The organism is Streptomyces sp. CB00455 (genome assembly GCF_001905445.1).
GTDB lineage: Bacteria > Actinomycetota > Actinomycetes > Streptomycetales > Streptomycetaceae > Streptomyces.
Genome location: NZ_LIVQ01000002.1, coordinates 577,720 through 600,237 on the forward strand (window position 1 = coordinate 577,720; position 22,518 = coordinate 600,237).

Annotated in this window: 22 protein-coding genes; 2 read left to right on the forward strand and 20 right to left on the reverse strand. The window is 71.8% G+C overall.

Annotated features, from left to right (window positions below):
• Positions 1–7 precede the first annotated feature (7 nt).
• Positions 8–1,102, reverse strand: a complete 1,095-nt coding sequence (gene dapC / locus AMK16_RS10035) for a succinyldiaminopimelate transaminase (RefSeq protein WP_073912045.1) — start codon at positions 1,100–1,102, stop codon at positions 8–10.
• Between the two features lie 113 nt (positions 1,103–1,215).
• Positions 1,216–1,545: a ferredoxin gene (fdxA, locus tag AMK16_RS10040; protein ID WP_030713714.1), complete on the reverse strand. Its 330-nt coding sequence runs from the start codon at positions 1,543–1,545 to the stop codon at positions 1,216–1,218.
• Between the two features lie 117 nt (positions 1,546–1,662).
• Here fdxA and AMK16_RS10045 point away from each other — a divergent pair, with 117 nt between their 5' ends.
• Together AMK16_RS10045 and AMK16_RS10050 are read left to right on the forward strand one after the other, a co-directional pair.
• Positions 1,663–2,652, forward strand: a complete 990-nt coding sequence (locus AMK16_RS10045) for a GNAT family N-acetyltransferase (protein WP_073912048.1) — start codon at positions 1,663–1,665, stop codon at positions 2,650–2,652.
• Positions 2,649–3,446: a transglutaminase-like domain-containing protein gene (locus AMK16_RS10050; protein WP_073912051.1), complete on the forward strand. Its 798-nt coding sequence runs from the start codon at positions 2,649–2,651 to the stop codon at positions 3,444–3,446. The genes AMK16_RS10045 and AMK16_RS10050 overlap by 4 nt, the downstream gene beginning before the upstream one ends.
• Positions 3,447–3,663: 217 nt before the next feature.
• Here AMK16_RS10050 and AMK16_RS10055 read toward each other — a convergent pair whose 3' ends face one another.
• The 18 genes from AMK16_RS10055 to AMK16_RS10140 form a co-directional block, all read right to left on the reverse strand.
• Positions 3,664–4,281 carry a response regulator transcription factor gene (locus tag AMK16_RS10055; protein ID WP_073912054.1) on the reverse strand — a complete coding sequence of 206 codons (618 nt, stop codon included), beginning with the start codon at positions 4,279–4,281 and terminating at the stop codon, positions 3,664–3,666.
• The gene (locus AMK16_RS10060) at positions 4,278–5,510 is read right to left on the reverse strand and encodes a sensor histidine kinase (RefSeq protein WP_079191430.1); all 1,233 of its coding nucleotides are present in this window, start codon (positions 5,508–5,510) and stop codon (positions 4,278–4,280) included. Before AMK16_RS10060 ends, AMK16_RS10055 begins: the two co-directional genes overlap by 4 nt.
• A gap of 4 nt (positions 5,511–5,514) precedes the next feature.
• Positions 5,515–6,255, reverse strand: coding sequence for an ABC transporter permease (locus AMK16_RS10065; RefSeq protein WP_073912057.1), 741 nt, complete (start codon positions 6,253–6,255; stop codon positions 5,515–5,517).
• The gene (locus AMK16_RS10070) at positions 6,252–7,193 is read right to left on the reverse strand and encodes an ABC transporter ATP-binding protein (RefSeq protein ID WP_073912060.1); all 942 of its coding nucleotides are present in this window, start codon (positions 7,191–7,193) and stop codon (positions 6,252–6,254) included. Before AMK16_RS10070 ends, AMK16_RS10065 begins: the two co-directional genes overlap by 4 nt.
• A gap of 128 nt (positions 7,194–7,321) precedes the next feature.
• Complete coding sequence (locus tag AMK16_RS34970) at positions 7,322–9,286, reverse strand: peptidoglycan binding domain-containing protein (protein WP_338014432.1); 1,965 nt, start codon at positions 9,284–9,286, stop codon at positions 7,322–7,324.
• A gap of 354 nt (positions 9,287–9,640) precedes the next feature.
• A complete protein-coding gene (locus AMK16_RS10080) occupies positions 9,641–10,024 on the reverse strand; it encodes a DUF6113 family protein (protein WP_073912066.1) in 384 nt (127 codons plus the stop codon).
• Complete coding sequence (gene mshB, locus AMK16_RS10085; protein WP_073912069.1) at positions 10,021–10,938, reverse strand: N-acetyl-1-D-myo-inositol-2-amino-2-deoxy-alpha-D-glucopyranoside deacetylase; 918 nt, start codon at positions 10,936–10,938, stop codon at positions 10,021–10,023. Before mshB ends, AMK16_RS10080 begins: the two co-directional genes overlap by 4 nt.
• Before the next feature lie 73 nt (positions 10,939–11,011).
• A complete protein-coding gene (locus AMK16_RS10090) occupies positions 11,012–11,206 on the reverse strand; it encodes a hypothetical protein (protein ID WP_069921796.1) in 195 nt (64 codons plus the stop codon).
• Positions 11,207–11,570: 364 nt separating this feature from the next.
• Complete coding sequence (locus tag AMK16_RS10095; RefSeq protein WP_073912072.1) at positions 11,571–12,632, reverse strand: ABC transporter ATP-binding protein; 1,062 nt, start codon at positions 12,630–12,632, stop codon at positions 11,571–11,573.
• Positions 12,625–13,608: an ABC transporter ATP-binding protein gene (locus AMK16_RS10100; RefSeq protein WP_073912075.1), complete on the reverse strand. Its 984-nt coding sequence runs from the start codon at positions 13,606–13,608 to the stop codon at positions 12,625–12,627. The genes AMK16_RS10095 and AMK16_RS10100 overlap by 8 nt, the downstream gene beginning before the upstream one ends.
• Positions 13,609–13,620: 12 nt before the next feature.
• Positions 13,621–14,643, reverse strand: coding sequence for an ABC transporter permease (locus AMK16_RS10105; RefSeq protein ID WP_073912078.1), 1,023 nt, complete (start codon positions 14,641–14,643; stop codon positions 13,621–13,623).
• Entirely contained in the window at positions 14,636–15,559 is a 924-nt protein-coding gene (locus tag AMK16_RS10110; RefSeq protein WP_073912081.1) for an ABC transporter permease, read from the reverse strand. Before AMK16_RS10110 ends, AMK16_RS10105 begins: the two co-directional genes overlap by 8 nt.
• Positions 15,560–15,629: 70 nt before the next feature.
• Positions 15,630–17,255, reverse strand: coding sequence for a peptide ABC transporter substrate-binding protein (locus AMK16_RS10115; protein WP_073912084.1), 1,626 nt, complete (start codon positions 17,253–17,255; stop codon positions 15,630–15,632).
• 107 nt (positions 17,256–17,362) lie between these two features.
• Complete coding sequence (locus tag AMK16_RS10120) at positions 17,363–18,298, reverse strand: GNAT family N-acetyltransferase (protein WP_073912087.1); 936 nt, start codon at positions 18,296–18,298, stop codon at positions 17,363–17,365.
• A gap of 166 nt (positions 18,299–18,464) precedes the next feature.
• Positions 18,465–19,511, reverse strand: coding sequence for an ABC transporter ATP-binding protein (locus AMK16_RS10125; protein WP_073912090.1), 1,047 nt, complete (start codon positions 19,509–19,511; stop codon positions 18,465–18,467).
• Positions 19,504–20,559 carry an ABC transporter ATP-binding protein gene (locus AMK16_RS10130; RefSeq protein WP_073912093.1) on the reverse strand — a complete coding sequence of 352 codons (1,056 nt, stop codon included), beginning with the start codon at positions 20,557–20,559 and terminating at the stop codon, positions 19,504–19,506. The genes AMK16_RS10125 and AMK16_RS10130 overlap by 8 nt, the downstream gene beginning before the upstream one ends.
• A gap of 13 nt (positions 20,560–20,572) precedes the next feature.
• Complete coding sequence (locus AMK16_RS10135) at positions 20,573–21,538, reverse strand: ABC transporter permease (RefSeq protein WP_073912096.1); 966 nt, start codon at positions 21,536–21,538, stop codon at positions 20,573–20,575.
• Positions 21,531–22,475 (reverse strand): ABC transporter permease, encoded by a 945-nt coding sequence (locus AMK16_RS10140; RefSeq protein ID WP_073912099.1) that lies wholly within the window; start codon positions 22,473–22,475, stop codon positions 21,531–21,533. Before AMK16_RS10140 ends, AMK16_RS10135 begins: the two co-directional genes overlap by 8 nt.
• Between the last annotated feature and the right edge of the window lie 43 nt (positions 22,476–22,518).

A 22,518-nucleotide genomic window follows, 5' to 3' on the forward strand; every position in this document is an offset into this window, starting at 1 on the left:
GGCCCGGTCAGCCCAGGCGCTTGACCGCCGCCTCGACGCGCTCATCGGTGGCGGTGAAGGCGACGCGCACGAACCGGGCGCCCGCCTCGCCGTAGAAGTCGCCCGGTGCGACGAGGATGCCCAGCTCCGCGAGGTGGGCGACGGTGTCCCAGCAGGGCTCGTCCCGGGTCACCCAGAGGTAGAGGCTCGCTTCGCTGTGCTCGACCCGGAAGCCGTGCGCCTCCAGGGCCGCGCGCAGGGCCGCGCGGCGGGCGGCGTAGCGCGCCCGCTGCTCCTCGACGTGGTGGTCGTCGCCGAGGGCCGCGACCGTGGCCGCCTGGACGGGGGCCGGGGGCATCATGCCGCCGTGCTTGCGGATCTCCAGCAGTTCGCCGAGGACGTCGGCGTCGCCGGCGACGAAGGCCGCGCGGTAGCCGGCCAGGTTGGACCGCTTGGACAGCGAGTGGACGGCCACGAGGCCCTCGTACGAGCCGCCGCACACGTCGTCGTGCAGGACGGAGACCGGCTCGGCCTCCCAGCCCAGCTCCAGGTAGCACTCGTCGCTGAAGACCAGGACGCCGTGCTCGCGCGCCCAGGCCACGATCCGGATCAGGTCCTCCTTGGGGAGGACCTTCCCCGTGGGGTTGGAGGGCGAGTTGAGCCACAGCAGCTTCACCGCGGCCGGGTCGAGCTCGGTCGGGTCGTCGTAGACCACGGCCTCGGCCCCGCAGAGCCGCGCACCGACCTCGTACGTCGGGTAGGCGAGGCGGGGGTAGGCGACCTTGTCGCCCGCGCCGAGCCCCAGCTGGGTCGGCAGCCAGGCCACCAGCTCCTTGGAGCCGACGACCGGCAGGACGTTGCGGTGCCCGGCGGCGCTCGCGCCGAGGCGGCCCCGCACCCAGCCCGTGATCGCGTCGCGCAGGGCGGGCGTGCCCCACACCGTCGGATAGCCCGGCGAGTCGGCGGCCTCGACGAGGGCGCGCTGGATCAGCTGCGGCACCGGGTCCACGGGTGTGCCGACCGACAGGTCGACGATGCCGTCCGCGTGGGCCGCCGCCGTCGCCTTGTACGGCTCCAGCTTGTCCCAGGGGAAGGCGGGAAGACGGTCGGATACTGCGGCCACGGTGGTCTCTGCTCTCTCTGGGTGCCGGGTGCCCGGTGCCGGGCGGGAAAACGCCTCGGTCCCGTGCGGCGGGAAGGCCGTACGGGACCGAGGGGCGCTTCTGCCGTGGAAGGTCAGTGCTCGCCGTTGATGCCGGCGGGCAGCGCAGCGATGAAGGGGTGGTCGCGCTCGATCAGGCCGAGCTTGGAGGCACCACCGGGCGAACCGAGCTCGTCGAAGAACTCGACGTTCGCCTTGTAGTAGTCCTTCCACTCCTCCGGGGTGTCGTCCTCGTAGAAGATGGCCTCGACCGGGCAGACCGGCTCACACGCACCACAGTCGACGCACTCGTCCGGGTGGATGTACAAGGACCGCTGGCCCTCGTAGATGCAGTCGACGGGGCACTCTTCGATGCATGCCTTGTCCTTGACGTCGACACAAGGCTCCGCGATGACGTAGGTCACGCTCTCGTTCCTCCTCGGTAGGGCTTTCCATATCGCGCGGGAGCGCGGCGTCGTCGATGCCCGCACCTAGTATCTCCGTTCCCGGGCACGATCCGAACAGGAGGGGCGGACAGAGCTGTGGAAATAACTGCCGGTGGGCTGCTGGAGGTCCGTATCACCCCGGCTGACGTGGGTAAACGAGTCTCTGTACGACGGGTGGAGCACGGGTCGGGCGGATCGCCCGAGTTCACGGACACGGTCGGGGTTCTCACATCCTGGAACGAGGGTGTGCTGCTGATCACACGAAAGGACGGCCGGTCCGTCCGCATCGCGGAACAGGCGCTGGTGGCGGGCAAGGTCGTACCCCCCGCGCCGGCCCGCCGGCGGGGTCCCGCGGCCTCCTTCGAGGAGCTGGCCCCGGTCATGGCGCGCTCCTGGCAGCCGCTGGAGAGCGAGCGGTTGGGCGGGTGGACGCTGCGGGCGGCCGCCGGTTTCACCCGGCGGGCCAATTCGGTGCTGCCCCTCGGCGATCCGGGGATGCCGCTGGACGACGCGCTGGCACGGGTGGGCGCCTGGTACGCCGGGCGGGGCCTCCCGGCGTACGTGCAGGCCGCCACGGGGGCCGTGGGCACGCAGGAACTGCTGATCGGGGAACTGGAGCGGCGGGGCTGGGCGTCCGAGGTGTCGGCGGAGGTACGGACCGGGGCGCTGGCGCCGGTGGGCGATGTGGACGCGCCCGCGGCCGGGGACGTACGTCTGACGCGTGCCCCGGACGAGGAGTGGCTGGCGCGCTACGGCAGGGTCGCCGACCCGGACCTCGCCCGGCGGATGCTGGTGGAGGGGCCGTCGGTGTGGTTCGCGGCGCTGCCCGGGGGCCGGGCCGTCGGACGGTGCGTGGTGGACGGGAGGTGGGCCGGCTTCGCGGCGGTGACCGTCGATCCGGCGTACCGGCGGCAGGGGCTGGCGACGGCGGTGATGGCGGCGCTGGCGCGGCGGGCCCTGGAGGAGGGCGCGTCGGCGGCGTGGCTGCAGGTGGAGACGGACAACCCGGGGGCGCTGGCCCTTTACGACGGCCTCGGCTTCGCGACGCACCACATGTACCACCACTACCGGGCGGCGGGACAGTGAGCGCGGCGGCCCGGCGGGAGCAGTTCGCGGCGCAGGCCCGGTCGGAGCGGCCGGACCTGGCGCTTCTGTGCCTGCTGATGGCGGCGGAGGGGGATCCGGAGCTCGACGAACGCGCCATGGACTGGGCACAGATCGAGCTGGACCGGCTGGCCGGGATGCTGCCGTACGGGTTGCGGGGCGGGCGGGCCTGGGCGTCGGCGGTCACCGAACTGCTGGGCGCACGGCTCGGCTTCCACGGCACCCCGGCGGACTACGACCGGCTGTCGTCCTCGCTGCTGCACGAGGTGCTGCGGCGGCGGCGGGGGCTGCCGATCCTGCTGTCGGTGGTGTGGCTGGAGGTCGCCCGGCGGGCGGGGGCGCCGGTGTACGGGCTGGGGCTGCCGGGGCACTTCGTGGTGGGTTTCGGGGATCCGGAGGAGGGCGTGGTGGTGGACCCGTTCGCGGGCGGCGCCTCCCTGGGGGCCGGACCGGCGGAGCTGGCGCAGGGGGGGCCGCGGACGCCGGCCAGCACGCTGGACATCGTGCTGCGCATCCTGAACAACATCCGCGCGTGGGCCGCGACCCGTCCGGAGCAGTCGGGTGTGGCGCTGTGGGCGCTGGAGCTGTCGCTGCTGCTGCCCTCGCACCCGGCGTCGCTGCGGTACGAACGGGCGCGGCTGCTGGTGGAGCGGGGCTCCTTCCGGGAGGGGGCGGCGGAGCTGGACGCGTATGCCGAGGTGGTGGACGCGGTGGACGCGGGCGCGGCCGCCCGCATCCGCGGCGAGGCCGCCTCCGCGAGGGCCCTGCTGAACTGACGGCGCCGGCGCAGGCGGGGCCCGGGGCGGGACGGGGGCCAGGACCGGGGCGCGGGCCCCGCGTCGCGCGCGCCGGCGCGGCGGAGGGGCCGGCCGGGTCCCGGGCGTAGTCGGGTGGGCCGGCAGCGCGGAGACGTGCGGTGCCGGGCAGCGCGGGCCCGGCAGGCTCCGGAAGAGACGGCCTGGCCGCCCGGGGCCGTCTCCCGCCGCCGGCGGGCTACAGCCAGCCCTTCTCGCGGGCCGTGCGGACGGCCTCCGCGCGGTTGCGGGCCGCCAGTTTCTGGATCGCCGTCGAGAGGTAGTTGCGAACGGTGCCCTGCGACAGGTGCAGCCGCTGCGCCAGCTCGGCGTTGGTCGCCCCGGATTCCGCCGCGCGCAGCACCTCGCGCTCGCGGTCTGTCAGCGGATTGGCGCCCTCCGCCAGCGCGGCCGCGGCGAGCGTCGGGTCGATGACCCGCTCCCCCTCCAGGACCTTGCGCACCGCGGCCGCCAGCTGCGCGGCCGGCGCGTCCTTGACCAGGAAGGCGGAGGCGCCCGCCTCCATCGCCCCGCGCAGGTAGCCGGGGCGGCCGAAGGTGGTCAGGATGACGATCCGGATCCCGGGCAACTCGGACCGCAAGGCCGCGGCCGCCTCGATCCCGGTGAGCCCGGGCATCTCTATGTCCAGCAGCGCGACGTTCACGTCGTGCCCGCGGGCCGCCTCCACCACCTCGTCGCCGCGGGCGACCTGGACCAGCACCTCGATGTCGGGTTCCAGGCCGAGGAGGGCGGCGAGGGCCTCGCGGACCATCGACTGGTCCTCCGCCAGGAGGATGCGGATGGGGCGTGGGCTCATGACGGCGATCCTAGGGGGACGCGGGCGACCAGCCGGAAGCCGGTCCTGGCCCCGGCGGCCGTCAGACCGCCCAGACCGCCCGATCCGCCCCGGCCGCCCCGGCCGACCGGGCGGCTGCCCGGCCCCGCCGACAGGCTGCCCCCCACCGCCTCCAGGCGCTCCGACAGCCCGGTCAGGCCGTTGCCGGCCACCGGCACGGCCGGTCCCGCGGCGCCGTCGTCCGACACCGTCAGCTCGGCCACCGGCCCCGCCAGCGTCTGGTGGGTCTCCAGCGTGACCCGGCACCGCTTCGCCCCGCTGTGCCGGACCACGTTCGTCACGGCCTCGCGCAGGGACCAGGCCAGGGCGGATTCCACGTCCTCCCGGAGGTCCTGCGGCGGCTCCGCCGGCAGGTCCGCGACCACGCCCGCCGCGGCCAGCGCCGTCCTGGCGCCCGCGAGTTCGCCGGGCAGGGTGGCCCGCCGGTAGCCGCTGACCGCCTCGCGCACGTCGACCAGCGCCTGCCGGCTGACCGCCTCGATGTCCGCCACCTGCAGGGCCGCGGCCTGCGGCTGTCCGGGCAGCATCCGGCCCGCCAGCTCGCTCTTGAGCGTGATCAGGGACAGCGAGTGGCCCAGCAGGTCGTGCAGGTCGCGGGCCATCCGCAGGCGTTCCTCGTTGGCCGCGAGCTGCGCCACCGTGGCCCGGGCCTGACGCAGTTCCATGGTGGTGCGGATCATCGCGCGCACCCCGACCATCGCGAAGCCACCCATCAGGGCCGGGATCAGCAGCCCCGCCAGGTAGGCGTCGCCGTCCGGGACGGCGTTCGCCGTGACCGCCAGCAGGGCGGTCGTGCCGAGGACGGTCCAGCGGGAGATCTCCGCGGGCAGCGCCGCGCCGGAGGAGATGGCCACGTAGACGAAGAGCACGAGCCACTCGCGGCCCAGGGTCAGTGACAGCACGGCGGCCTGGGTGGCGAGCACCGCCACGGAGAACAGGACCCGGGGCACGGCCATCTGGCGGGCGGTGCGGATGACGAGCACCAGGTACCAGCCGACGAAGACCGTGAGGCCCAGGCCGCCGAGCACCCGCGCCTGCGTGCCGTGGCCGCCGCGGACCAGGTCGGTGACGGGCGCGCTCAGGTAGAAGAGCCAGATGGCGGTCCACAGGGCCTTCACCGTCTTGTGGCGGCGCGTCTCGGGCGTCCTGACGATCGTCGCGAGGTCGTCGTCTTCCTGCGTCAGCACCACGGGTTCATGCCTTCAGTGAGTCCTTGCGGTACAGCCAGGCGGCGGCACCGGTGAACAGTACGAAGTACACGGCCAGGATCGCCACGTCCTTCAGGTGCGGCGCGTCCCCGAGCTCGATGGCCTGCCCGAGGCCCGCGTAGGCGTGGGTGGGCAGCCAGTTCGCGAAGGACTGGAGCCACTGCGGGAAGTTCGCGGTGGGCATCCACAGGCCGCCGAGGATCGAGAGGCTGAAGTAGCACAGCATCGTGAGGGGGCGGACGTTGTCCCCGCTGGCCAGGTAGCCGATGGCGACGCCGAGCGCGGCGAAGACGAGACTGCCGGCCCAGATCGCGCCGGTGAGGGCGAGCCACTGCCAGAGCTCGAAGCGCACGCCCTTCGCGGCGGCCGCCACCGCGAAGACGACCAGGATGGACGGCAGGGAGAGGACCCCGGCGCTGGCGGTCTTGGCGAGGACGTAGCCGCGGCCCGGCAGGGCGGTCAGCCGCAGCTGGCGGACCCAGCCCTTCTCGCGTTCCTTGGCGATGCGTTCGCTGTTGCCCATCAGGACGGCCGTCAGGGCGCCGAAGGAGGCCATGGCGACCATGTAGAAGGCGGGCATGGTCAGTTCGGTGCCCATGACCTTGGTGGTGCCGTCGAGGGTGCCGCCGAGCATCAGGAAGAGGGCGGCCGGGTAGAGCACGGTGAAGAAGAGGTACTTCTTGTTGCGCAGGGCGCGGGCGATTTCCAGTGTGACGAGCGCGTTCACTTCGAGGTCTCCTCGGTGAGGGCGATGAAGGCCTGTTCCAGGCCGAGGCCCGCGACCTCCAGGTTGCGGGGGTAGAGCCCGAGCGCGTACAGCGCGTGCACGGTCGCGTCGGCGTCGCGGGTCTGGAGCCGTACGGTGGCGCCGTGCCGCTCGTAGGCGGTGAGCGCCGGCAGGGCGCGCAGCACGTGCTCCTGCGCCGCGTCCCGGTCGTCCAGGTCGAAGGAGACCTTGCGGGCGCCGGCCTTGGCCTTGATCTCGGCGGCGGTGCCGTCGGCCAGCAGCCTGCCCTTGGCCAGGACCAGCACCCGGTCGGCGATCGCGTCGGCCTCCTCCAGGTAGTGCGTGGCGAACAGGACGGTGCGGCCCTGGGCGGCCTGTTCCCGCATGGTGGCCCAGAAGGCCTGGCGGGAGGTCACGTCCATGCCGGTGGTCGGCTCGTCCAGGATGATCAGGTCGCCGCGGCCGGCGGTGGCGAGGGCGAAGCGCACCCGCTGCTCCTGGCCGCCGGAGAGCTTGTTGACCATGCGGCCGGCGATGTCGTCGACTCCGGCCCGGGTGAGGACCTCGTCCACCGGGTACGGGCGCGGGTGCAGGGAGCAGCCGAGCGAGACGAGTTCGCGTACGGTCACGTCCTCCATCAGGCCGCCGCTCTGGAGCATCGCGCCGACGCGGCCGGCGGCGACGGCCTCGCGGGGGCTGGTGCCGAAGAGCCGCACGGATCCGGAGTCCGGGGGGCGCAGGCCCAGCAGGAGGTCGAGGGTGGTGGACTTGCCGGCGCCGTTGGGGCCGAGGAGCGCGACGGTCTCGCCCGGGTGGAGTGCGAGGGAGAGGCCGTCGACCGCCCGGACCGGGCCGTAGCTCTTGGTCACGTTCTCGAAGCTCACCACGGTGTCGGCGGCGGTGGGCGGCTGCGCGGTGCGTGTCGCGGTCGTCGTCATGGCCCAAGATTCGCCCGTACGGGGCCCCGCGCGGCAGTGTCGCCCGTCGTGGGTGCCGCATGACGGATGTCATGCGGCGGACATGACAGTGCCCCCGCCCGGCCGGGGCGGGGGCACGTGCGGGCGCTCTAGCCGGCGTTGGTGTCGACCACGACGATCCGCTCGGCGGGCGTCTTGCCGCGCAGGGCCTTGCCGAGGGCGCCGGCGATGTCCTGCGGAGTGACCGCCGTCCTGGCTCCCGTGCCGCGGGTGATCAGGATGCCGTCGAAGGTGTTCCCGTAGGTGTCCTTGAGGGCTTCCAGGTCGAGCTTCTCGACGAGGTGGCCGTCGACGGGCTGCATGCTGAGGATGCGGGGCAGGGACTTGCTGCCGAAGGCGATGGACTTGGCGCCGACCTTGACCGTGGCGTTGGCGGACATCGCGGGTTCGGCGAAGTCCTTCATGGCCCGGTTGAGTTCGGCCTCGTTGATGACCGGTTCCTTGGTGGCGACCGGCAGTTGCGCGACATCGGCCTTGCCGGTGGCGACCATGTCGCGGAAGGCTTTGGTGACCTGTGCGACGGAGGCGTCCACGTCGAGGGTGGTCCCGGGGGTGCCGGGAACGGCGACGGCCTTGCCGGTGTCGAACTTGATCGTGCCTTCGGTGGCCGTGCCGGCGCTGCCCGCGAGTTCCTGGAGCGCGACCTGGAGCTTCTCCTCGTCGACCGGCATGACGGCCTCGGCCTTGCGCTCGTTGCCCAGGAGGGAACCGATGACGGTGACCGGGTTGTAGTCGCTGCCGGCCGCGTTGCGGACGGTGGTCTGGCTGTCGAGGGTCAGGCCGGCCTTCTCGGGCTTGAGCTCGACCTGCTTGCCGCCGACGCCGAGTTGGAGCGGGGCGGCGGCGCGGGTGCCGAAGGCGGTCTGGAGCTTGGTGACGGCCTCGTCGCGGCTGCCGCTGATGTCGACGCCGAGGACGGTGGTGCCCTTGGGGACGTCGGAGTGGTTCAGGAGCAGTCCGGCGCCGTAGGCCAGGCCGAGCAGGGCCACGACGCCGCCACCGAGGAGGACCAGTTTGGAGCGGCCCTTCTTGGCGGGCTTGGCGGGCTTGGCGGGCTTGGCTGCGGAGGCCTTCTGCTGCGGGGGCGCGGGCCGGGGGGCGCCCGGTGCGGGCGCGGGGACCGGGGTGGGCGCCGGGCCCGCCTCGGGTCCGGGCCAGCGCGGGCCTCCGTCGGCCCGCAGGCCGTCGGCGGGGGCTCCCCCCGGGCCGCCGACGGCGCCGGTGGCGAAGCCGCCTCCGGTGGGGCCGGCGGGGAAGGCCTCACCCTGGCTGCCGTAGACGGGGAAGGCCTCGGTGACGGGGCCCGCGTCCTCGGCGGGCCGGCCGTTGCCGTACGCCGGGACGCCCTGGGCCGGGCCGGCGCCGGGGCCGGCCGGGGGCGGGCCGGCGGGCGCGGAGCCCTGCGGGAAACCCTGCCCGTAGTCGGAGACCGGCGGCGGCGGGGTGCGCGGCGGGGCGAAGCCCGCGTCCGGCGCCGGCGGGCCCTGGGTGCGGGGCGGCGGGAAACCCGCGCCCGGTCCTGCCGGAGGCGGCGGGGTGGTCCCCTGACCGGGCGCCGGGCCCGGACGCGGCGCGGGAGCAGGCTGAGGCACGGGAGCCGGCCGTGGGGCCGGCGCCGGACCGGCGCCGGGCCCGCCGCGCGGCGCGGTGGGCGCGGGACCCGGACCGGGCGCCGGAGCGGGGGCAGGGGCCGGGGCGGGGGCAGGGGCCGGGGCGGCGCCCTTGCGGGGCGCGAACCAGTTGCTGCCCGACTCCCCGGCCTCGCCCGGGCCCTGCCCGCGGCCGGGCTCCGCCTCGGCCTCGATGCGCGTCGGCCGGGGCTTCGGCCGCCGCTCCAGCGGCGGCTCGGCCGCCCGCGCGGGCGCGGGTTCCTGCCGCGGCGTCGGCGGTTCGTCCGGCTCGGCGCCGGGCGCACCGGCGCCGGGGCCCATCGCCTTGCGGACGACCACCGGCGGGATCGGCCGCGAACCCGGGATGTTGATCCGGATCCGCGTCGTCAGGGTGGTCTCGGTCTTGGGCCCGTCGGATTCGGGCGTGGACGGCTTCGAGGTCACAGGGTTCTCCTCCGGGGCGGTCGTCGCGCCAGGCCGCGGCACAGTCGTGGACGGGGGCTGGCCGGTTCCGTACGGCGGTGTACCCGAGGGGTAGGCGGCTCCGCCGTGCCCCGTGGGCCCGGAGGACGAACTGTCGGTTTCACGACTCAAGGCAGGTTCTCCCGGTTGGCTCCGCCGCCCGTCATACCGTGCGCGGGCAGCTCGGCGGCCCGTCCACCATACTGGCCGCCGCCCTCGCGCAACTGACCACCGGGAATCAGCGGTTCCCCATGGCCCCCGCCGAACCCCCCTGAGCGGGCCCGGGAGCTGCCGCGCCGTTCGTCCCGCCGGCCTCATGAAGAGTCCGACACCACGTCACTTGGCGGGCCGGGCGGCCGAAACCGGCCGATCCTGCGGACCGCGCATCGTGGCACACATCACAGCGAGCACCGTTCCCCCCAAAAGGTAGGCGTACATACCGATTCCGGACGAACCGAGCAGGAAGTCTCCCTCCGGCCGCGGGACACCGAGCAGGACGTACGCGAGGAACCAGCCGGCCGCGGGCCCGCCCACGCCGAAGCCGACCCCCAGCGCGATGCGGCCGCCCAGGAACAGCCCGAGGAGCGCCGCCAGGGCGAGCAGCAGCCCTCCTGGGGACCACAGGTCCACCACCAGCCAGCCGGCCGCGCCGGTGAGGGCGCCCACGACGAGCAGGGCGAGGCCCCCGGCGATCCGCCAGGGGGTCGTCTTCCCCCTCACGCCTCCACCCCCGCGAAGAGGTCCCGCTCGCGCTCGCCGGCCGGCGCGCCGGACCGGCCGGCGACCAGCTCGTAGTACTCCCGCGCGAACAGCGGCTGCGCCAGTTCGTTGGAGAGGGCGAAGGAGGACCCGTCCACGGCGATCTGGGTGGCGTGGGCGCGCATGGCGGCCGCCTTCGCCGCCGCGTACCGCTCCGCGCCGCCGATCTCGGCGGTGATCCGCGCGTCGGCGACGACCCCCGGCACGTCCTGCGGGGAGGCGAGCCCGGGCGGCGGCCCGGCGCCTTCCGCCTCCGGGCCGTGCCCGCGGGCGGCGCGCAGTGCGGCGAAGCCCTCCTCGACCACCGAGAGGGGGACGCGGTTCCAGTAGATCTTCTCGACGGTGTGCGGCTCGCCGAGTTCGGGCCGGTACGCGGCCCCCGCGGCCAGTTCGGCCGCGCGCATGGCGACCCGGTGCGCCTGGATGTGGTCGGGGTGCCCGTAGCCGCCGTCGGGGTCGTAGGTGACGAGGACCTGTGGGCGCACCTCCCGGATGACCTCCACGAGGTGGACCGCGGCTTCGTCCACCGCGGCGGACCAGAAGGACCCGGGGTGGTCGTTCTGCGGGGCGCCCCTCATCCCGGAGTCCCGGAAGCGGCCGGCGCCGCCCAGGAACCGGTGGTCGGCGACGCCCAGTTCGGCCATGGCGGCGGCGAGCTCGCCGACGCGGTGGGCGCCGAGGGTGTCGTCGCGGTCGGCCGCCAGATGGGCGAGCCCGGGCGGGATGACCTCCCCCTCCTCGCCGAGGGTGCAGGTCACCAGGGTGACGTGCGCGCCTTCGGCCGCGTACTTGGCCATGGTGACGCCGTTGTTGATCGACTCGTCGTCGGGGTGCGCGTGCACGAGGAGCAGACGACGGGCGGGGAGACCGTTCATGGGGCCCAGCCTACGAGGCGGGGCCCCGGCGACACGACCTGGTGCTGTGACCGGGGTTCACCGGTTCACAGCACTAGAACTTGAGGCCGCTGATCATGCTGGCCACGTTCGAGGTGAGCTGGTTGAGGGTCGGGGCGATGGTGGAACTCGCCAGGTAGAAGCCGAGCAGCACACAGACCACCGCGTGTCCCGCTTTCAGGCCCGACTTTCGGACCAGCAGGAATACGACGATCGCCAGCAGCACCACGGCCGAGATCGAGAGTGCCACGGCGGTTCACCTCCACGTCGAGCGGACATCGGTTCGCGTATTCGTGCTCGGCGGGAGTCATACCCACCGTGCGCTACGGATCATAACTATCCGTACCAGCGCATCGATCGAAATCCGGCAGCACAAGGGGCGCACGACGCGCATGGACAGGGTCACGGGGGAGGCCGGCCAGGGCGCCCGTACGCCGCTCCGTCCGGCTGCCGGCCCCTGTGAGGCCGCCGGTGCCCGGAGCGCATGCCCCGGATCTCGGGTCAGAAACGGTCAAGTCGCCCGCGTGCGGACGGCGTTGCCGCGGCGGCGCCGGTTGCGGATGGCATACCCGCGCGTGGCGTGAAATGAGCGGTCGCGGCGATCGGTTTCGAAACTACTCCCCCACCGGCGGACCGGCCGGCGGGGGCCGTTCCCCGGCCTGGGGAACCACCTGTTTCTCCGCCGCGAAGTGACAGGCCGACGGGTGCGCCGCGGGACCGGTGGGGAAGGCCTCCGGGACCGCCAGCAGCGGCACCTCCACCGCGCACCGCTCCCGGGCCTTCCAGCAGCGGGTGCGGAAGCGGCAGCCCGAGGGCGGGTTGGCCGGGGAGGGGACGTCGCCGGTGAGGATGATCCGCTCGCGGTGGGCGCGGGCCCCGGGGTCGGGGACGGGCACGGCCGACAACAGGGCCTGGGTGTAGGGGTGGGTCGGGTGGTTGTAGATCTGGGCGTCGGAACCGATCTCGACGATCCGGCCCAGGTACATGACGCCGACCCGGTCCGAGATGTGCCGGACGATCGAGAGGTCGTGCGCGATGAAGACGTAGGAGAGGTCGAATTCGCTTTGCAGGCGGTCCAGGAGGTTGACCACCTGCGCCTGCACGGAGACGTCGAGCGCGGAGACCGGCTCGTCGGCGACGATGATCTCGGGCTGGAGTGCGAGGCCGCGGGCGATGCCGATGCGCTGGCGCTGGCCCCCGGAGAACTGGTGCGGATAGCGGTTGATGTACTCGGGGTTGAGGCCGACCACGTCCAGGAGCTCCTGGACCTTGCGGCGCCGGTCGCCCTTGGGGGCCACCTCGGGGTGGATCTCGTACGGCTCGCCGATGATGTCGCCGACCGTCATGCGCGGGTTGAGCGAGGTGTACGGGTCCTGGAAGACCATCTGGATGTTGCGGCGGACCGCCTTCAGCGCGCGCCCCGACAGCTTGGTGATGTCCTCGCCCTTGTAGGAGATCGCACCGGCCGTCGGCCGCTCCAGGTTGACCAGCAGCTTGGCGACGGTCGACTTCCCGCAGCCGGACTCGCCGACGATGCCGAGCGTCTCGCCGGCGCGCAGGTCGAAGGAGACCCCGTCGACAGCCTTGACCGCGCCGATCTGCTTGCGGAAGACGACGCCCCGGGTCAGCGGGTAGTACTTGACCAAATCCTTCACCACCAGAAGGGACTCAGGCATGGAGGCACTCCTTCCAGAAGTGGCAGGCGCTGGCGCGGGGCACCGGCGACCCGGTCACCTCGTACAGCGGCGGGACCTGGGAGCGGCACAGGTCCCGCGCCATCGGGCAGCGCGGGTGGAAGGCGCAGCCCGGCGGGATGGCCAGCAGGTTCGGCGGCAGGCCCTTGATGGCGTAGAGCTCCTGGCCCTTCTGGTCGAGGCGCGGGATGGAGTCGAGCAGGCCGCGGGTGTACGGGTGCGCGGGCGCCCGGTAGATCTCGTGGACGGGGGCCGCCTCCACGATCCGCCCCGCGTACATGACGGCGATCTTGTCCGCGACGTCGGCGACGACGCCGAGGTCGTGGGTGATCAGGATCAGGCCCGTGTTCATCTCGCGCTGGAGCTCCGCCAGCAGGTCCATGACCTGGGCCTGGACGGTGACGTCCAGCGCCGTGGTCGGCTCGTCCGCGATGATGAGGGAGGGCTCCAGGGCCATCGCCATGGCGATCATGATGCGCTGGCGCATGCCGCCGGAGAACTGGTGCGGGTAGTCCCCCACCCGTTCCTTCGCCGCCGGGATCTTCACCCGGTCCATCAGCTCGACGGCCCTGGCCCGGGCGTCCTTGCGGGACATCCCCCGGTGCACCTCGTACATCTCGCCGAGCTGGGCCCCGACGCTGAGCACGGGGTTCAGGGAGGACAGGGCGTCCTGGAAGATCATGGCCATGTCGGCGCCGCGGATCCTCCGGCGGTCCTCCTCCTTCATCTTCAGCAGGTCCTCGCCCCTGAAGAGGATCTCGCCGCCCGCGATCCGGCCCGGTGGCACGTCCAGGATGCCCATCACGGCCTGGGCGGTCACCGATTTGCCGGAGCCGGACTCGCCGAGCACGGCCAGGGTCTCGCCCTCGTCCACCGAGTAGCCGACGCCGTTGACCGCCTTCGCGACTCCTTCGCGCGTCGTGAATTCCACGTGCAGGTCGCGGACTTCGAGCAGCATGTGCGGGGCTCCTCAGCGCAGCTTGGGGTCGAGGGCGTCGCGCACCGCGTCGCCGAGCATGATGAAGGCGAGCACGGTCAGGCTGAGCGCGCCCGCCGGGTAGAGCAGCATGTGCGGGGCGTTGCGGATCTGCGAGGCCGCGTTGGAGATGTCGATGCCCCAGGAGACGGTGGGCGGGCGCAGCCCGACGCCGAGGAAGGACAGCGTCGCCTCCAGGGCGATGTAGGTGCCGAGCGCGATGGTGGCGACGACGATGACGGGCGCGACGGCGTTGGGCGCGACGTGGCGCAGCATCATCCGGCCGTTGCCTGCGCCCAGCGCCCGGGCGGCCTGGACATAGTCGTTCTGCTTGACGGTGATGACCGAGCCGCGGGCGATGCGGGCCAGCTGCGGCCAGCCGAGCAGCACGATGAAGCCGACCACGGGCCACACGGTGGTGCTGGTGACCACGGACAGGAAGACCAGTCCGCCGAGGATCACCGGGATGCCGAAGAAGATGTCCGCGACGCGGGAGAGCAGCGCGTCCGACCAGCCGCCGAAGAAGCCGGCGAGTCCGCCGAGCGCGGAGCCGAGGAGGGCGGCGCCGAGGGTGGCGCAGATGCCGACCGTGATGGAGGCGCGTGCCCCGTAGACGGTACGGGTGTAGACGTCGCAGCCCTGGGTGTCGTAGCCGAAGGGGTGCCCGGGGGCGGAGCCCTGCTGGGACTTGGACAGGTCGCACTGGAGCGGGTCGCCGTCGGCGATGAGCTGGGGCCAGATGGAGATGACGACGAGGAAGAGGATCACCAGGGAGGAGGCGATGAAGAAGGGGTTGCGGCGCAGCTGGTGCCAGGCGTCGGACCACAGGGAGCGGGCCTTCTCCTTGGTTCCGGAGCCGCCGGCGGGGCCCTGTCCGGGAGCCTTGTCCAGGCTGTCGGCCTCTTGGAGGGCCAGGTCCATGACACCGCCCTGGCCGGTGGGCGAGACCGCCTCGCGGGGGCGGGGGCCGACGGGGTCGTAGCCGCCGCGGCCTTCGGAGCGCTCGGGCTCAGGCATAACGGATCCTCGGGTCCAGGACCGCGTAGAGCAGGTCGACGAGCAGGTTCGCCAGCAGGAAGACGATGACGAGGATGGTCACGAAGCCCACGACGGTGGGGGCGTTGTTGCGCAGGATGCCCTGGTAGAGCTGGTAGCCGACGCCGTGGATGTTGAAGATCCGCTCGGTGACGATGGCGCCGCCCATCAGGGCGCCGATGTCGGTGCCGATGAAGGTCACCACCGGGATCAGCGAGTTCCGCAGCAGGTGGCGGGTGACGACGCGGCGTCGGGGCAGGCCCTTGGCGGTGGCGGTGCGGACGTAGTCGGCTTTGGCGTTCTCGGCGATCGAGGTCCGCGAGAGGCGGGTGACGTACGCGAGGGAGACGAGGGCGAGGACGATGCCGGGCAGGATCAGCTCGCTGAAGGGGGCGTCCGGGGAGACGGTGGGCCGCACCCAGCCCCATTCGACGCCGAAGAGGTACTGGAGCAGGTAGCCCGTCACGAAGGTCGGCACCGAGATGACGACGAGGGTGAGCACCAGCACGGAGGTGTCGACGGACTTGCCGCGGCGCAGGCCGCTGACGACGCCGAGGGTGATGCCGACGACGATCTCGATGACGATGGCGACGACGGTCAGGCGCAGGGTGACGGGGAAGGCCGACGCCATGAGCTCGGTGACCTCCTGCCCGTTGAACGCCGTGCCGAAGTCGCCCTGGAAGATCTGGCCCATGTAGTGGAGGTACTGCTTCCACAGGGGCTGGTCGAGGTACAGGTCCTTGCGGATGCGCGCGGCGGTGGCGGGATCGGGGGCCTTGTCGCCGAAGAGGGCAGCGACCGGGTCACCGAGTGCGTACACCATGAAGAAGATCAGGAACGTGCTGCCGATGAACACCGGGATCATCTGGAGCAGCCGCCGGATCACATAACGTCCCATGGGGGTCTCCAGGGTGTGTGCGGGCCCCCCGCGGGGCGGGGGGCCCGGATCCGTTCGGTCGTGCGGCGGGTCAGCTGACCTTGATCGCGTTGTAGACCGGGACGCTGAACTGGTTGAGCGCCACGTCCGAGATCCGCTCGGAGTGTCCGGCGCTGCCGTTCTGGTACCAGAGCGGGATGGACGGCATCTGCTCGGCGAGGATCTTCTCGGCGTCCTGGAAGGTGGCGGTCGCCTTGGCGGCGTCGCTCTCCTGGTTGGCCGCGTCGACGAGCTTGTCGAAGTCGGGGTTGCTGAACTTGCCGTAGTTGGAGGAGGCGCCCGTGTAGTACAGCGGCTGCAGGAAGTTCTGGATGAGCGGGTAGTCGGCCTGCCAGCCGGAGCGGAAGGGGCCGGTCAGCTTGAAGCCGCTCTGCTGGTTGCGGAAGTCGGCGAAGGTGCCGACGGGGTTGACCGTGCAGACCGGGCCCTCGCCCAGGGCGTTGTTGATGCTGTTGCAGACGGCGTCCATCCAGTCGCGGTGCGAGCCGGTGTCCACGTTGGAGGTCAGGGTGACCTTGCCGCCCGGCAGGCCCCCGCCCTCCTGGATGAGCTTCTTGGCCTCGGCGGGGTTGAAGGTGCAGGCATCGCCGCAGACGGTGGCCTTGAATCCGCCCTTGTCGCCGAGGGCCGGGGAGGTCCAGTCCTTGGCGGGGGTGCGGGTCTCCCGGAAGATCTGCTTGGTGATCTCGTCGCGGTTGATGGCCATCGAGATGCCGCGGCGGACCTTCTCCATGCCCTCCTTGCTCCACTGGGGGTCGTACAGCGGGAAGGTGAGGGTCTGGATGATGAGGGCCGGCTGGTTGATGTAGCGATCGCCGAGGTCGTTCTTGACGTTCTTCAGCTGCTGCGCCGGGACGTCGTCGACCAGGTCGAGGTTGCCGGAGATCAGGTCCGTGTAGGCGGTGTTGTTGTCGGTGTAGACCTTCAGGTCCACGCCGCCGTTCTGCGCCTTGTCCTCGCCGGGGTAGCCGTCCCATGCGCGCAGCTTCATGCCGGTGCCCTTGGTGTACGACTCCACCGTGTACGGGCCGTTGCCGACGGGCTTGGCGAGCCAGCCGGCGTGGTCGGTGAAGAAGGCCTTGGGCAGCGGGGAGAAGGCCTGGTAGCCCAGGGTCTCGGGCCAGGTGGAGAACTTCGACTTGAGCGCGACGGTGAAGGTCCTGGCGTCCTTGACGACCAGTCCGGACATGGTCTTGGCCTTGGGGTCGCCCGACTTGGGGTGCAGGTCGTCATAGCCGACGATGTCGGAGAAGAAGGGCGAGTTGTTCTGCTTGTTGCGCACGTCGGCGCCGTAGTTCCAGGCGTCCGTGAAGGACTGGGCGGTGACCGGCTCGCCGTTGCTGAACGTCCAGCCGTCCTTCAGTGTGATCGTGAAGTTCTGGCTGTCGGTGGTGTCGATCTTCTCGGCGAGCCAGTTCACCGCGGCGCCGGTCTTCGCGTCGTACCGCTTCAGGCCGCGGAAGAGCATGTCGAGGACCTTGCCGCCCTGCACCTCGTTGGTGTTGGCCGGCTCCAGCGGGTTCTGCGGGTCACCCCACGAGGAGCTGATGACTCCCGCGCCGCCCCCGCCGCTGTCGCTCCCGCCGCCACAGGCCGTCGCCGTGAGGGCGACGGCGACCGCACATGCGGCCCACTTGGCGTGGGTGGCTGCGCGCATGGAGTGCCTCCTAGGGGTCCCGAGACTCGCTTAGGGGCCAATGTCACCCCATGAGGGGTCCGGCACACTCCCCGTTGGACCGATTGCACCCGCGCCCGCGCCGCCTGTCACCCCTCCGGGTGCAATGCCAGCTCCCATGTGTCCACCGCGTAGTGCAGGCCCATGCCGTGCGCCTCGTAGAGCGCGAGTGCACCCGTTTCGTTGAGGGTGTCCACGCCGAGGCCCACGGTGTCGCGGCCCCGGGCGGCGTAGACGGCGAAGCCGTGGCGCAGCAGGCAACCCCCGATGCCGCGGCCTCGCACGTCCTTGCGCACACCGATGCGGCTGAACCAGCCCATGCTCGTACGGTCGTCCCGCGTGACGAGTACGGCGACGTCGCCCTGGCCGGGCAGGGCGGCGATCCACACCAGCGACCAGTCGAGCGCGTGGGCGTCGATGTGCTCCAGCCAGGTTTCGTACGCGCGCTCCACGTGTCCGAAGTGCGCCGCGAAGGTCTCCTCGACCAGGGCGTGGGCGCGGCGGCGGTCGGCCTCGTCGGCGCCGCAGTGGCGCAGGGTGAGCCCGGCGGGCACGGCCGGCGGGGCCGGCGCGTCCGGGGACAGGGCGCGGGTCATCACCTGGTAGCGGCGCACGGTGCGGTAGCCGCGCTCGCGCAGCAGGGAGAGGTCGAGGGTGGGTTCGACGTTGAGCTGGAGGCTCAGCCGGCCCGCCGCGGCGGCCGCGAGTTCGCGGGCGCGGGCCTCCATCAGCTCCAGCAGCCGCAGCGCGGCCCGCGGACGGCCGGGCAGGACGTAGTGGTCCCCGTCGACACGGCCGGGGCCCGAGTCCGCCCAGACCAGGGCGTAGGCGACGAGCCGGCCGCCCTGGAAGGCGAGCCAGGAGTCGGTGGCCAGGTCGACGCCCGGGTGGCACAGGTCCGCCTCGACGGCGGCGAGGTCGGTCTCCGGGCGGCCGATCTCGATCACGTCGATGGCGTTGAGCAGGGCGCAGATGTCGGACGCGTCCCCGGGCCCGGCGGGCCGGACGGTCAGCATGGCGGTCATCGCCCAACTGTCGTGCCGCGCGGGCCGCGCCCGCAACCGGCTTCCCCCGGAAGGGACTTCACCCGGAGGGGACTTCGCACGCCGGCCCCGGCGCGGGCAAGGCGCGACGGCCGGTCCCCGGCGCCGCGCGGGCGCCGGTGACCGGCCGTCGGGTCACACGGAGGGGTCAGACCGCCAGAACGGCCCTCTCCTCGGCGAAGTGGCACGCCGATTCGTGCGCGGCCGGGGTGGTCGCGCTCACGAAGCGCTCCGGGATCGCCAGCAGCGGCTCCTCGGTGGCGCACTTGTCCTGGGCCTTCCAGCAGCGGGTGCGGAAGCGGCAGCCCGACGGCGGGTTGGCCGGGGACGGGACGTCACCGGTGAGGATGATCCGCTCGCGGGCCTCGCGGACCGCGGGGTCCGGGACCGGCACCGCGGAGAGCAGCGCCTGCGTGTACGGGTGGGTCGGGTGCTCGTAGATCTCGGCGTCGGAGCCGATCTCGGCCATCTTGCCCAGGTACATGACGCCCACGCGGTCCGAGATGTGCCGGACGATCGAGAGGTCGTGCGCGATGAAGACGTAGGAGAGGTCGAACTCGTCCTGCAGCTTCCCCATCAGGTTGATGACCTGGGCCTGAACCGACACGTCGAGCGCGGAGACCGGCTCGTCGCAGATGATGATCTCCGGGTTGAGCGCGAGGCCGCGGGCGATGCCGATGCGCTGGCGCTGGCCGCCGGAGAACTGGTGCGGGTAGCGGTTGATGTACTCCGGGTTCAGACCCACGACGTCCAGGAGCTCCTGGACCTTGCGGCGCCGGTCGCCCTTGGGAGCCACCTCGGGGTGGATCTCGAAGGGCTCGCCGATGATGTCGCCGACCGTCATGCGCGGGTTGAGCGAGGTGTACGGGTCCTGGAAGACCATCTGGATGTTGCGGCGGACGGCCTTGAGGGCCTTGCCGGACAGCCGGGTGATGTCCTGGCCCTTGTAGAGGACCTCGCCGGCGGTGGCCGTCTCCAGGCTCATCAGCAGCTTGGCGACGGTGGACTTGCCGCAGCCGGACTCGCCGACGATGCCGAGGGTCTCGCCCTGGTAGAGGTCGAAGGAGACCCCGTCCACGGCCTTGACCGCGCCGACCTGCTTCTTGAACAGGATGCCCTGGGTCAGCGGGAAGTGCTTGACCAGGTTGCGCACCTGGAGGATCGGCTCGCCCTTGGGCTTGGTGAGGTCAGCCATGGATCTGCTCCTTCCAGAAGTGGCACGCGCTGCCGCGGCCGGGCAGCTCGGTGCCGTCCCGCTCGGTCACCTGGTGCAGGACCGGAACGTCCGTGCGGCAGATGTCCTGCGCCTTGGGGCAGCGCGGGTTGAACGCGCAGCCCGGCGGGATGTTGAGCAGGTTGGGCGGCAGGCCCTTGATCGCGTAGAGCTCCTGGCCCTTCTGGTCCAGACGCGGGATCGAGTCCAGCAGGCCGCGGGTATACGGGTGCGCGGGGCGCTTGTAGATCTCGTGGACCGGGGCGTTCTCCACGATCCGGCCGCCGTACATGACGGCGATCTTGTCCGCGACGTCGGCGACGACGCCGAGGTCGTGGGTGATCAGGATCAGGCCCATGTTCATCTCGCGCTGGAGCTCCGCGAGCAGGTCCATGACCTGGGCCTGGACCGTCACATCGAGAGCCGTGGTCGGCTCGTCGGCGATGATCAGGTCGGGCTCCAGGGCCATCGCCATGGCGATCATGATGCGCTGGCGCATACCGCCGGAGAACTGGTGCGGGTAGTCACCCACGCGCGCCTTGGCGGCGGGGATCTTCACCCGGTCCATGAGCTCGACGGCCTTGGCCGTGGAGTCCTTCTTGGACATGCCCCGGTGGACCCGGAACATCTCGCCGAGCTGCGCGCCGACGGTGTGCACCGGGTTCAGCGAGGACAGCGCGTCCTGGAAGATCATGGCGATCTTCTGGCCGCGGACCTTGCGGAACTCCTCGGCCGGGAGCTTCAGCAGGTCGGTGCCCTGGAAGAGGATCTCGCCGCGCGGGATCCTGCCGGGAGGCATGTCGAGGATGCCCATGATGGCCTGCGCCGTCACGGACTTGCCGGAGCCGGACTCGCCGAGGACGGCGAGGGTCTCGCCGGCGTTGACGGAGTACGAGACACCGTTGACGGCCTTGGCCACGCCGTCGCGGGTGTGGAACTCGACGTGCAGGTCGCGCACTTCGAGCAGCGGGATGCCCGCCGGCGCCGATCGGGGCGCGGGGACGTTCGAGGTCTTGTCGATGATGGTCAACGTACGCCCTTCCTCAGCGCAGCTTCGGGTCGAGGGCGTCGCGCACCGCGTCGCCGACCATGATGAACGCGAGCACCGTGATGCTGAGCGCGCCGGCCGGGAAGAGGAGCACGTGAGGTGCCTGGAGCCAGCGGACGGAGGCGTCGCTGACCATCAGGCCCCAGGAAATGCCGGGCGGCTGGACACCGATGCCGAGGTACGACAGGGCCGCCTCCGCACTGATGTACACACCGAGACTGATCGCGCCGACCACGATGACGGGGGCGACGGCGTTCGGCAGGATGTGCCGCATCGTGATGCGCAGGGTGCCGGCGCCGAGCGCACGGGCCGCGACCACGTAGTCGTTGTTCTTGTTCTGCAGCACCGAGGACCGCATGATGCGGAAGATCTGCGGCCATCCGAGGGTGGCGAGCACGACCGAGACCGTCCAGGCGTTGCCCTTGCCGAGCCCGGACATGATCAGCATGCCGCCGAGCAGCAGCGGGATGGCGAAGAAGATCTCGGTGAAGCGGGACAGGATGCTGTCGACGAACCCGCCGGCCCAGCCCGCGAGCAGGCCGAGCAGGCCGCCGACGAGGAGCACCAGGGTGGTGGTGACGACGCCGACGATGATCGAGTTGCGGGCGGCCCACACGGTACGCGTGTAGACGTCGCAGCCCTGGACGTCGAAACCGAACCAGTGGTCGCTGCTCGGGGTCTTCAGGGAGTCCTGGAGCTTGCAGGCGCCCGCCTGGAAGGGGCTGCCCGAGGTGAACCACTGGGGCACCACGGACAGCACGACCAGGAAGACGACCAGGGCGGCGCCGATCAGGAAGATGGGGTTGCGGCGCAGGTCCGCGAGGGCGTCCGACCAGAGGCTGGCCTCGCGCTCCTTCTTGGGCTTCTTGCGGGAGTTGCCGGTGACGGGGCCGGTCGCGGAGGGAGCTCCGGCGGTCTGGGTGTCGGTCAACTCGTCCCCCACCGTAGTTGTGTCACGCATAGCGGATCCTCGGGTCGAGCACGGCGTACAGCATGTCCACGATCAGGTTGCCGACGAGGTAGACGATGATCAGGAGCGAGACGACGCCCACGATCACGGTGCCTTCCTTGCGGTAGACCGACTCGGCCAGCAGGCCGCCGATCCCGTGGATGTTGAAGATCTTCTCCGTGATGACCGCGCCACCCATCAGCGAGCCGAGGTCGGCGCCGAGGAAGGTGACGATCGGGATCAGCGCGTTGCGCAGCGCGTGGCGGCCGACGACACGGCGACGGGGCAGGCCCTTCGCGGTGGCGGTACGCACGTAGTCCGCGCGCATCGTCTCCATCAGGCTGGTACGGGTCAGTCGGGCCACGTACGCCAGCGAGGTCGAGGCGAGCACCAGCGCCGGGAGGATGTAGGCGCGGATGCCGTCGTTCTCGTTGAAGGAGACCGGGAAGAAGTCGATGCCCCAGCTGTTCTTGAGCTGTACACCCAGCGTCAGCTGGAGGATGAAGCCGCTCACGAAGACGGGGATCGAGATGACCATCAGGGTGGAGAGGAGCACCAGCTGGTCAAGGAACTTGCCGCGGCGCAGGGCGGCCATGATGCCGGCCAGCACACCGACGCCGGCCTCGATCGCGAAGGCGACGAGGGCGAGGTTCATGGTGTACGGGAAGGATTCGGTGATCTTGTCCCACACGGAACGACCGGTCAGGGTCTCACCGAAGTTCCCCTGGAACAGGTTGACCATGTAGTTCCAGTACTGCGACAGGAACGAGTCGTTGAGGTGGTACTTCTCGCGCAGCATCGCCGCGACGATCGGGTCTGCCTTCTTCTCGCCGGCCAGTGCCTGAATCGGGTCACCGGGGAGCTGGAAGGACAGGTAATAGATGAGGAACGTGGCACCGATCAGGACAGGGATCGCCTGTATGAGTCGGCGGATGAGGTAGCGGCCCATCAGACCTCCAACAAAGAGCAGGGGGAAGGGGCAGGCAGGCGGA